The 11220-nt window shown below is 66.7% G+C and carries 9 protein-coding genes and 2 pseudogenes; 2 read left to right on the top strand and 9 right to left on the bottom strand.

All coding sequences use genetic code 11. The annotated features are described in order from the left end of the window. From H590_RS0113225 to H590_RS19330, 6 genes and pseudogenes are all read right to left on the bottom strand, one after another. Window positions 1-314: pseudogene (locus H590_RS0113225) on the bottom strand (HNH endonuclease signature motif containing protein); the annotation flags it as partial. A 442-nt stretch (window positions 315-756) separates the two neighbouring features. Then, complete coding sequence (locus H590_RS18525) at window positions 757-1104, bottom strand: hypothetical protein (RefSeq protein ID WP_126412670.1); 348 nt, start codon at window positions 1102-1104, stop codon at window positions 757-759. Window positions 1105-1205: 101 nt separating this feature from the next. Next, complete coding sequence (locus tag H590_RS18970; protein ID WP_232021153.1) at window positions 1206-1382, bottom strand: excalibur calcium-binding domain-containing protein; 177 nt, start codon at window positions 1380-1382, stop codon at window positions 1206-1208. A 237-nt stretch (window positions 1383-1619) separates the two neighbouring features. Beyond that, window positions 1620-2360, bottom strand: a pseudogene (locus tag H590_RS18965) (HNH endonuclease family protein); the annotation flags it as partial. 211 nt (window positions 2361-2571) lie between these two features. Beyond that, window positions 2572-4575 carry a family 78 glycoside hydrolase catalytic domain gene (locus tag H590_RS16855; protein ID WP_084149543.1) on the bottom strand — a complete coding sequence of 668 codons (2004 nt, stop codon included), beginning with the start codon at window positions 4573-4575 and terminating at the stop codon, window positions 2572-2574. Next, a complete protein-coding gene (locus tag H590_RS19330; protein ID WP_051238636.1) occupies window positions 4499-4939 on the bottom strand; it encodes an alpha-L-rhamnosidase N-terminal domain-containing protein in 441 nt (146 codons plus the stop codon). The genes H590_RS16855 and H590_RS19330 overlap by 77 nt, the downstream gene beginning before the upstream one ends. A 270-nt stretch (window positions 4940-5209) precedes the next feature. Between H590_RS19330 and H590_RS18520 the strand changes: the two genes are divergently transcribed. After that, the gene (locus H590_RS18520) at window positions 5210-5722 is read left to right on the top strand and encodes a hypothetical protein (RefSeq protein ID WP_126412669.1); all 513 of its coding nucleotides are present in this window, start codon (window positions 5210-5212) and stop codon (window positions 5720-5722) included. Between the two features lie 143 nt (window positions 5723-5865). On the opposite strand, the gene H590_RS16850 is transcribed toward H590_RS18520, so the two are convergent. Both H590_RS16850 and H590_RS0113200 read right to left on the bottom strand, forming a co-directional pair. Beyond that, the gene (locus H590_RS16850) at window positions 5866-6804 is read right to left on the bottom strand and encodes an NADP-dependent oxidoreductase (RefSeq protein ID WP_036982584.1); all 939 of its coding nucleotides are present in this window, start codon (window positions 6802-6804) and stop codon (window positions 5866-5868) included. Window positions 6805-6870: 66 nt separating this feature from the next. Further along, window positions 6871-8412, bottom strand: coding sequence for a sugar transferase (locus H590_RS0113200; RefSeq protein ID WP_245569823.1), 1542 nt, complete (start codon window positions 8410-8412; stop codon window positions 6871-6873). Between the two features lie 421 nt (window positions 8413-8833). Between H590_RS0113200 and H590_RS0113195 the strand changes: the two genes are divergently transcribed. Then, a complete protein-coding gene (locus H590_RS0113195) occupies window positions 8834-10012 on the top strand; it encodes a glycosyltransferase family 4 protein (RefSeq protein ID WP_084149541.1) in 1179 nt (392 codons plus the stop codon). Between the two features lie 43 nt (window positions 10013-10055). Here the strand turns inward: H590_RS0113195 and H590_RS16845 are convergent, their stop codons facing one another. Beyond that, complete coding sequence (locus H590_RS16845) at window positions 10056-11171, bottom strand: IS630 family transposase (protein WP_051238629.1); 1116 nt, start codon at window positions 11169-11171, stop codon at window positions 10056-10058. Window positions 11172-11220: the final 49 nt, after the last annotated feature.

The raw sequence follows: 11220 nt of genomic DNA, 5'->3' as shown, positions 1-11220 counted from the left end.
CGGATCCGGGGGTCGGCGGTGATCCGGGAGGCCCGGAACACCTGACCCAGCCCTTGGGAGGGGGTGCGTCCCTCGGTGGTGGCCAGGAAGTCGGCCAGCGGGGTGCCGGTGGTCCTCTCGGTGGCACACGAGCGGGCGACCGCGTCGGTCGCCACCGCCGCCGCGGCACTGACCCGTCCCTCCAGGGTGCGGATCCGCGTCATCGCGGTGACCTTCTGGGCGTCGGTCATGGCGGCGATCCCGGTGAGGTCCAGCGCCGTGAGGGCGTCCTCGATCACCGCGATCCCTCTCCAGAATTCCGACGTGTCATCCATGGGTCAATGATACGCAAACCGGAACCTGCACACCAGACAATCACCGCGATTGTTTCCTGTGAAGAATCGCCGATATTCACAGGAAGAATTGTCCCACAAGTCGACAGAACCCGGCCGCGGAAACCACGTGGCAGTAGTACCGGTGTCGTGTGTCGGAGGTGTGGGACGTGTTTTTCCCCGATGTTCTCGTGAACACGCGACAATCGACACGAAAAACCCTGCCGACACATTGTGTCCAACACTAACAGAGACCACCGACAAGAATCGGCAAGGCGCGGTTGGGTCTCGACGACGCGGCTGGTCGGTGGATCCCGCTGGGGGGGTGCGCAGCGGCTCGGCGGTCCTGCTCTGGTCCAGTGACTGGTGCAGGTTCGAATCGTGTGCGGAGGCTGGACAGTGTGCCGAAGCGCTGAGGCTGCGGTGTCGACGACGGGTGACGACGTCAGGTCTCGTGGGGCACGGTCTCGGCGACGAACGACGAGATCAAGTCTGTGTTGAGCCGCTGAGGGTGCGGTGCCGGCGGGATCGAGCGACGAGGCCAAGTCTGCGTGGATGCGCCGAGGGGCGCAGCACTGTCGAGATCGAGCGGATCGGGCCAGGGCGAGGGTACGCAGCGTGAGATCCCCAGGTTGAGCAGATTCAGCAGGTGGAGCAAATCGACCGGGTCCAGGGGACGATCAGGTCGAGCAGGTCCAGGGGCAACGAGATCGAGGAGGTCGTCGATGATCGTCCCGGTGAGCTGTGCCGGCAGATACTGCAGGCCGCCAGTCCGACCGCGATCAGAATCCACCCAGCCAACACGGCCCCACATGCCGAGATCGGCTGTCCCGCGGAGTCATTTCCATGGAACAGCCGATCATCAGACACCTCGCAGGTCACTCACCTGTGATGCTATTCGCAGGCAACCCCGTCATTGTCGCGATCCAAACCGGACCGATATCCGGGAGACCACCTGTGCAACGGAGCCGCGCCAGCCTTTCGCGCCGCAGCGCAGTTCTTGTAGTAGACGGAGGAAGACTTCCTGACGACCTTCTTCGCCGGAGCCTTCTTGTGGACGGCCTTCTTCACAACCCTCTTCGGGGCTGCCTTCTTCACAACCCTCTTCGGCGCAGCCTTCCGCACGACCTTCTTCGCGGTCTTCTTCGGCGCAGCCTTCCTCACCGTCTTCTTGACGGCCTTCTTCACAGGCGCCTTCTTGGCAACCTTCTTTGCAGCAGCCTTCTTGACGACGGCCTTCTTCGCAGGAGCCTTCTTGGCGGGCACCTTCGCAGCCGCAGCGGTCTTCCACACCACGATCGGAGCCGCAGCGGTCGCCAGCTTCTGACCCTTGCAGCCAGACAGCACCCGGGCGATGGCGTCGTGCTCGGCCTTGGTCACCCACAGCTTGTAGCGCACCTTGACGGCGACCTGGCGCGACACGTACTGGCAGCGGAAGGCCTTGTTGGCGGGCAGCCAGGTGGCGGCGTCCCCGTCGGACTTCCTCTCATTGCTCGGCCCGTCGACGGCCAGCAGCTCCAACGGATCATTGGCCAGACTCTGACGCGCTGATGCGCTGAGCTTCTGCGCGCCGGTCTGCCAGGCGTCCGACAGTGCGACGACGTGGTCGATCTGGACCGCGGTGGAGGTCTTCTCGCCACGGGTGAAGCGGATGGTCCTGGCCGTGTACGGATCATTGAGCACCCCGGAGGTGATGATGCACCCGTGCGTCCCGGCCCTCACGGTCCTCGAGTGGAGATCTCGAGCCAGGATGTCGTTGCGGGTGTCGCAGCCGTTGTGGTTGACGTCGGCCCATGCCGGGCCGAACTGCGCGCGGCTGTAGCCGGTCTTCGGGGCGCGCCCCTTGATCGGCAGGGTCGCCAGAGCAGCCGCCGCGGTCCCGTTCCCGGCACTGGTCTTGGCGGGCACGACGGTGTGCGAGGTCCGCTGGAGCGAGGTCAACGTCGTCGCGGCCTGCGAGCTGGCGGGGACGTCGACGTCGCCACCGGCTGCGGGGGACGCGGCCTTGGCGGAGCTTCCGCACCCGGTCATGGCCAGGGCGGCGGCCATCACCACGACGCCGGTTCCTGCGCGGAAGAGCAGGTCGGGCCGGCGCGAGCGGTGAACTGTATGGGGCATGTGGTGGCGGGTCACCGGGACTTCTTTCGATGAGAGGGGCGTCTTCATGTGGACAGCAGTAGTTCTACCTCTCGTCACCGACAACTTTGACGGCAGGAAGGACCGACCACGCGAAAGAGTAGCGCCAGATCCCCCTCGCGTCTCAGCGATCCCCGATCTGCCAGACGCTCTCGCCGGCCTCCGCCACCACGGTGGGTCCTCCCAGCTCCAGCTGACACACCATCGCCTCGGGCACATCCACGCTCAGCCGACCCAGGTGAAGATCCCAGTCGACGGTCAGCACCCCGCGGCTGGTCGGCCTTGTGGTCCGACACCGGGAGACGCCGTCCACCAGACCCGGCTGGACACGAACCACCGCCCAGCCCGGAGCGATCCGCCGCACTCCCGCCACCCGGGTGAGGATCCAGTCGACCACCGTCCCGAGGAAGAAGTGGTCCCGGCTGCGCGCCCCGGCGTTCCACCTCTCCCACATCGTGGTGGCGCTCAGGTCGAGCCACGACCCCCAGGACGGGCAGCTCCGCTGCGTCGCGACCCGGAAGGCGTCGGCGCCGAACCCGGCGTCGGTGAGCACATTGAGCAGCAGGCTCGTCCCGATGTGTCCGGTGTTGAGGTGGTGGTCCCGCCGGCGCACATCGGCCACCAGCGACTCCACCACCGGCCCCCGCATCTCCTCGGGCACGATCCCCAGCGCCAGCGGCATGAGATTGGAGGTCTGCCGGTACTGGCCGTGCGGGTCCGACGCCGTCCGGTAGCAGCCACGCTCGCGGTCGAGAAACACCTCGTTGATCTGCCCGCGCAGCGACTCGGCGGCATCCAGCCACGCCTCCAGGGAACCACGACGACCCTCCTCGGCACCAGATTCGGCATCGAGCCGGGCGGCCAGTTCCGCCCCTTGGAGCAGCCCCCGGTGGAGGAAGCAGGACGCCGACAACCGGCTGTCCTCGGGAGGGGGCCCGTCGATGTACCCGGGGGAGAGGTAGTCGCCGAGCTCGGAGGACGCCAGCCCACCTCCGGTCGCTCCGGTCCCGAAGTTCCCGCCGGCCCCGGTGCTCCCGCCGGACTCGTCCACAGCATCGGTGATCTGCGTCAGTTCCCAGTCCAGGTACCGTCGGCAGGACTGCCAGTGTCGACGGGCCGGCCCCAGATCCCCGTAGACGTTGGCCAGATGCAGCAGTAGTCCGGGGAACAGGCAGCTCCACTCGGGGGCCGGGGCGCACTCCCCGTGCTCGTACCCCCAGCCGGGACTGGGGGCGATGACCGCCAGCTGACCGGAGGGCAGCTGGGTCGCGGCGACGTCGTCCAGCCACTTCGTGAACAGCCTCCGGAGGTCGAACAGCCCCGACATCGTGTCCATCCCCACCAGGACGTCGCCGGTCCAGCCGTTCTTCTCGTAGATCGGGGTGTCGGTGGGGATGTGGTGGAGATTGTTGAGGACGGTGGTCCGCATCACCTCCACCAGCTGGGTGAAGATGGGCACGTCGCACTCGAACTCGACGGCGCGCCGCACCTGCTGGACCAGGGGCACCGCGACGACCTCCCCAGGGGCGGGACGCCGACCGAGTCCCTCCACGCTCAGGTACTGAAATCCCTTGTAGCTGAACTCCGGCTGCCAGTGGAGTCGCCGGCCGGCACCGATGAGGACGTCGGTCTGGAACCGGGGCGTGTAGATGTGCTCGTTGGCGCAGACCAGTTCGCCGGACTCGTCGAGCTTCTCGCCGAACCGGACACTCACCTGCTGGCCGGTCTCCAGTGGAAGGTCGTAGCGGGCGACGCCGGCCATCATCTGCCCGACGTCGCCGATCCATCCGCTGGCTGATCGGCGCCATTGCGGTTCGACAGCCGTCTGGGCGGAGACGGGTTCGTGGGGTCGCTCCACCAGGGCGCCACCCGGACCCGAGACCACCGCGACCGGACCCCAGTCGGACGGGGAGCGCCGGTCGTCGTAGGTCTCGCCCTCGTACATCGAGTCGAAACGGACTGGCCCCTCGCCGCACGTCCAGCGCTCGTCGCTCACCAGGATCGTGCGGACTGGATCCGTCGATTCAGTGGGCTCGGCATGCTCAGCCCCCTCAGCTCCATCGCCGCCCGTCAGCGCGCAGATCAGCCGCGGGGACGCCCGCCAGGGCGCCCTGTCCCAACGCCACACATCGGGGGGTGGACATGTCGAAGAATCCGCGACCCAGGGTCACCTCCAGCGTGTTCTCGCCGGGTTCCAGGAGGTCGGTCACGTCGTGAGTGGCGTAGTAGACCACCTCACGAGGATCGCTCTGGGCGGGCTCGAGGGCACCCACCCCGACCGGGACGCCGTTGACCCGGATGGCGTGAATGCCCAGTCCGGCGATCCTCAGCACGGCACGCCGGGGCACCGACTCGAGGCTGAAAGCCCGTCGGAAGATCGGCGCGGCCCCGTCATCACCGGTGTCGGCTCTTCCTGGACGGCTCGAAGGGCGGCAGATCCAGCGTGCCTGTCCGAGGGCCTCGGCACCGGGATCCGGAGGAGTCTGCGTCATGTCCAGGACGCTACCGGAGTGGGCGGCCGCAGCCGGTAAGAACCCCCGTGGCGAACACCAGACAGCAGCCATCTACCAAGCGGTCACTGTGATGAATCTGGAGAAGTCGCCTGAATCCGCCACATTTCACACTCAGAACGACATACATCGGCCAATCGCTGGAGGTTCCGATCAGCCTCGATACAATCCAAAGATAGTAGGGGCTACAGCTAGCCCCTCGCACTGAGTTATTCGCTCGAGCGCATCGTCCCGCGCTAGAAGGGCTGGAGTATGAAAGACCTGAACAAGCCGATCACTGTTGCTGGTGGTATGTCACGACGCACAATCCTCAAGGGTGCCGCATGGACCGCTCCGGTCATCGCTGCGGCCGCCGCAGCACCCTTAGCTGCGGCGTCCCAGACAGGGAACTCGCCCTATCACTGGGGGTGGAACGGAGGTAGAGCTGACTCTTCTGATGGCAAAGAGATCACGATTGCCGAAACGGTCTACATCCAAGGTCCGGAGAATTCGGGCGGGGACGCTCGACTGTTCGGTAACGTCAAGGTTGTCAACAGCCATGGTAGGCAGGTTTTCTCTCAAGAATTCTCCGCCGTTCTGCCTGAGATCAACGGTATGAGCACCAGTCCCCTATTGAGGTATCAATTCACCCCAGGCGAAGGGTCTGAGACATACACGGTCACGTGGAACGTTACCTCGGCCACAGACTCCAAGGGCAGGACGATCCCATTGATCCAGCCGAACTTCATCAATGGCAAGACCTATGAGGTTCAGACCTGGAAGTGATGCATGTGTAACCGCCGACTGGTGCACCCCTTGTCGGGGGGGGCGCCAGCTGGCGCTTGTCCGCGGGGGGCCTGCTCTGGGGTGTGGGAACGCGCACTACCCGACGCGGAGGCCTCTCCTCTCTCGCCAACGGCCTCTCGATCTCAGAGCAGGTCGGCGGCACCCCTGACATCGGCGGTCCGCAGCAGGATCTTCCCGCGCAGATGGCCCGCCGCGAGTCGCCGATAGGCGGCCTGGACGGAGTCCAACGAATACACCGAGTCGATCGGCAGCACGAGACGGCCCTCAGCCAGAGCCCGGGCCATCCGGTCCAGATCATCGGGCCATGCGGCTGCGGACCCGTCGGTGTGTACCCCCAGCTCTCCTGCGGCCGCTCCGGCGGCAACCGCGTCGATTCGCTCGGGCGGCACCCCCAGGGCAATGAGGCCGCGGACCTCGTCGATCCCCCGGGTGGACAGGGCGGCGCTGACACCGGCCGGCGCCAGCTCCCGGATCCGGTCCCAGACCCCCTCGCCGTATGCGACGGGGATGATCCCCAGGGATCGCAGGAACCCGTGGTTGGACTCGCTCGCGGTGCCGATCACCCGCGCCCCGGCGGCCCGTGCCAGCTGGGCGGCAAGAACTCCCACACCGCCGGCGGCACCGCTCACCAGGACGGTCTCCCCCTCGACCGGCGCCACCGCCCGGATCCCGGCCAGAGCGGTCGTGGCGGCGATCTGCAGCCCGGCCGCGACGTCGAGCCCCAGACCCACCGGAACCCGGTGGAGTTGAGAAGGGGAGGCCAACAGATGGTCGGCCTCGGCGGCCAGACGCCGTCCTCCGAAGACGGGGTCGCCAACCTGAGGGCCGGTCACACCCTCGCCGATCTGGTCGACCACACCCGAGAAGTCGTTGCCGAACCCCGATGGCAGATCGGGCACGATGAAGAAGGTGCCGGCCAGGATCTTCAGGTCCGAGGGATTCAGCCCGGCGTACCGGACCCGCACCCTGACCTGCCCGGGCCTGGCCTGCAGCGGGGCGGCCTCCTCCACCCGGAGCCCCTCCACACCACCGAACTCATGGAACACGACTCGTCGTGGCATCCTCGTTCCCCTCCGTCGCCCTTGTGCAACTCCCACGCATGACGGTAGTGGGTCAGACGGTAGCGGTCAGTAGGCGCCGTCGGAGCCGACCACCGCCTTCGCCGTGCGGGCGAGGATGGTGGCGTCCTGGAACATCGACCAGTTGTCCACGTAGTACAGGTCCAGACGCACGGTGTCCTCCCAGGACAGATCCGACCGTCCCGAGACCTGCCACAGCCCGGTGAGTCCGGGGCGCACATCGAGTCGGCGCAGGACCTGGGGCGTGTACTGGGCGACCTCCGCCTCGAGGGCGGGACGCGGCCCGACCAGGCTCATCTCCCCCTTGAGGACGTTGATGAACTGGGGGAGCTCGTCGATGGAGAACCGCCGGATGAACCGGCCAACACGGGTGATCCGAGGGTCGCGCTTCATCTTGAACAGCAGTCCGTCAGACTCGTTCTGGTCCGTCAGGGTGCGGGCCCGGATCTTCTCGGCGTCAGTCACCATGCTGCGCAGCTTGAGGCACTCGAAGACCTCCCCGTTGAACCCGACCCTGCGCTGCCGGAAGATCACCGGACCGCGGTCCTCGATCTTGATGGCCAGTGCCGCGGCAGCCAGGATCGGTGCGGTGGCGAGGATGAGGAACAGCGAGCCGACGATGTCGATCGCCCGCTTCGGGATGCATCCGGCCTTGGCCGCGCGGGGCTTCTCGATGTGGACCAGCGGAATCCCGGCGACCGGGCGCACATTCAGGCGCGCCGCCGCGACGTCGTTGACCGCGGGAACCACGATGAGGCGGGTGCGCTCGTGTTCCAGCTGGCGGGCCACGACGTTGAAGTCGCGGCCGCGGGGGAATGCTCCCTCAGCGAAGATGACGGAGTCCACGTGGGTGCGGCGCACGGCGTCCACGACGTGATCGGGAGTGCCGACCACCGGCACCGTGAGGCTCTCCTGGCATGTGTCGATGTCCTCGGTGAGCAGGCCGACCGGGTCGTACCCCAGCCACCGCTCCCGCTCGAGAACGGTCACGAGCTCCTCGATGTGTTCGCGGTCCCCGGCGACGAGAATCCGGGACCGATACTTCCCCTGGGTTCGCGCCAGCTTCACGAGGCGACGACGAATGATGTGCCCGAGCAGAGCCGCCGGGATCCCGATCAGGAAGACGTTGACGAAGAAGGTCCGGGACATCGGGTACTCGAGCAGATAGGCCGAGACGCCGAGCACCCCCGCGGTGAGAAGGGATCCCTCCAGCACGCTCCGGTACTCTGCGGCCTCTGTGGTGAGCTGCGTACTGCGGTAGCCGCCGACCAGGGCGATCATCGTGACCCACAGCGGCAGGACTACCAGGATCACCGGGGTGTAGAGCTCAGCGTCGGCGAACAACGCTGTTCTGACGAGCAGCGCAGTGAGAGTGGACGCGGTGAGCACCACCAGGTCCAGCGCGAGAGCGGGACGGATGCGGATCCCCCTGCGCACCGAGCTGGTGGAGCGTGCCCTGTTCGGGGGCTGCTCGGCCGGGGGTCCCAGTGCCGGTGGTGCGCCCTCGCGGACAGGAACTCGAGGCGCCAGTGAGGTCGACACCACCTCCCGCAACGCAGGAATCGGGCCTGTGAAGGACTCCTTGAACACCACCGGCCTCCTCTGTGAGACTGCGCCCACCGTCGTCTGTTCATCGCCCCGAAGCAGGGCGACGGTGTTGGCTCACCATATCCAGCGTTGGTCTAAAGTTGTGGCGCCCGAGTAAAGCTGGCCATTTGTCCATGTGCGCGACGTTTACATCGACGAGGTGGCCGTGAGGGGTGGACGGCTCCCGGTCTCCACGCTCTGACAAGCGGCGATGCAATTTTCTGAGGATTATCAGAAGTGCGGCCGGGTGGCAGGATTATTCGCTGTAAGCAGAATCTATACGGTGTTCGCATCCCGAGGGCCCCATCGGAATGGACGTGATCGGCACTGTCCTCCTGGGTTCGGCTCCTCGGTCGGATCGGCAGTGGAGAGTCGGCCCTCGGTCGGCTGATACGAGTAGCGTTGGGGCGATGGAAGGACCACCGTGACCCGGCCTGTTGCTCTTGTCTGTTCGCCCGACCCGCGTGACGGTCGGATCGCTCCCCGAGTGCGCCGCCTGGCGAGGGCGCTCAGCGATGCTGGGCAGCCAGCGGTGATCTGGGTGGCGGATGCACCGGATCGTCCGGCTGGCCGCGGTGGCCGGGCCCATGAGTGGAAGCGGGACGGCGCGACGGGGGAGACGTCGGTCGCGATTCCGGTGCGCCACCTGCCGTCGCCCCTTCCCGGAAGTACGATCCGCTCCAGAGTGTGGGGGAGTCGTGCCGTGGGAAACGCCTCACGGGAGTGGCAGCATGCCTTGAGGGTGGATCGGCCGGCACTGCTCGACGTGCAGGGATTCGACTCCGGCGGCGTCTACGCGTTGTCTCTGGCACGCCGCGAGAAGACTCCTCTTGTGGTGTCGAGCGTGGGCGAGACGCTGGGTCGAGGCCCTCGTGGTGTTGACCGCCAACCCGGGCTGCTCAAGCCCTTCGTCCAGGCCATACGGCAGGCGTCGGCGCTGACGGCGATCTCCCACCCGGTCCGAGACGACCTTCATCTGAGGTTCGGTGCAGAGGGGGTCTTGGTAATCCCCGATGGGGTGGATCCCGCGATCGATGTGTCCTTCGGATGGTCCGACATCCCGTGGCGGATCGACGGGCGAAGAGTGGTCTTCGCCGCCGGGGCGGTGGATGCGCGCAGCGGATTCGACCTCCTGGTGGGGGCCGCAGCCCGCAGCACGGTGGCCCATCGGCTGGTGATCGGCGGCGACGGCAGCGCGCTGGCCGGGCTCAAGGAGTGGTCGAAGCGGGTCGGCGGAGCAGCAAGCATCGAGTGGGCCGGGCCGCTGTCGGCACGACAGATCGCCGCCGGCATGGACCATGCCGACGTGGTGGTCCTCCCGAGCAAGGTGAACACCGATGTCAGCGAGATCGTCAGCGCGTGGAAGATCGGGACCCCGTTGGTGGCCTCGGCGACCGCAGGAGCGGTGTCGGTGATCCACCACGGGATGGACGGCCTGTTAGCCCCGCTGGGTCAGTCGGCGTCACTGGCGGAGTGCGTGGGACGGTTGCTGATCGACCATCGTCTTGCAGAGGGTCTGGTCGCCGAGGGGAAGCGCAGGGTTGCCAGCCTCAGTTGGGAGACGGCGGCTGAGCGTTACCGAGAGGTGTTCCGGGTGATCTGAAGGAGAGTTGGCGCCCCCGCAGCGCACTGGGCTGTGTTTTTTGCTAGTGTCCTGAGTCGGAAGTTTCTGGTTGGTCGTTGGTGTGGTTGAGGATGGTGCAGTAGGCCGCGAGGGTGGAGAGGATTTGGTCGGCGGTCTTGGTCCAGATGAAGGGTTTGGGATCGGCGTTCCACTGGTTGATCCAGGCTTGGATATCGGCTTTCAGTTCGGTGACTGACCGGTGTGCCGAACCGTGGAGTTTCCGGCAGGTCAACTCGGCGAACCAGCGCTCGACCAGGTTCAACCACGACGAGTAGGTCGGGGTGAAGTGCAGATGGAACCGGGGGTGACGCAGCAGCCACGTGTGGACCTTCTGGGTCTTGTGAGTGGCGTAGTTGTCCAGGACCAGGTGCAGGTCCAAGTCCTGGGGCACGGCCTTGTCGATGGTGGTCAGGAGACCGATGAACTGGGCAGCGGTGTGCCGGGCGTGGTGCTCTGCGATCACCGAACCCGAGGCGATGTCCAGGGCGGCGAACAGGCTCGTGGTGCCATGACGCACATAGTCGTGGGAGGCCTTGGCCGGGCTGGTCGGCAGGACGGGGAGGATCGGGGCGGTCCGGTTCAGGGCCTGGATCTGGGTTTTCTCATCGACCGCCAGCACCAGGGCGTCAGCCGGCGGGTCCATGTACAGGCCGACCACGTCTCGGACCTTGTCGACGAACTCGGGATCGGTCGAGAGTTTCCATGAGTCGATCGCCTGGGGTTTCAGTCCGAAGGCCCGCCACACCCGAGAGACCATGGACTGGCTCATCCCGGAGGCCTGCGCGGCGCTGCGGGTGGACCAGGCCCGGTCCCCGTTGGCCGGTTTGGAGTGCAGGGTTCGATCGACCAGGGCCTGGACAGCCTCGTCGGTGACAGCACGCGGCCGCCCGGATCGGGGCGCGTCCTCCAGGCCATCGAGCCGGTCGGCGGCGAAGCGGGACCGCCACTTACCGACTGTGGTCCGTGAGCAACCCACCAGCTCGGCCGCCCGCCCGATCGTGGCCCCACCGTCGAGTTCCAGAATGATCCGGGCTCGCCGCGCCCGCCAGTCCGCCAGGGTTCGCCCGCGTGTCCAGCCCTCCAGCACGGCACGTTCCTCGTCGGTCAAGTACACGGGTTCAGTCCTGGGACTCGCCATGAGAAGAGTCTACCAATCCTGACCAGAAACTTCCGACTCAGGACACTAG

Origin of the sequence: Acidipropionibacterium jensenii DSM 20535, assembly GCF_000425285.1 — a bacterium.
In the GTDB taxonomy this organism is placed as follows: Bacteria; Actinomycetota; Actinomycetes; order Propionibacteriales; family Propionibacteriaceae; genus Acidipropionibacterium; species Acidipropionibacterium jensenii.
Note: the sequence above shows the minus strand (reverse complement) of the source record. Positions and strands in the feature narration are given on the sequence as shown.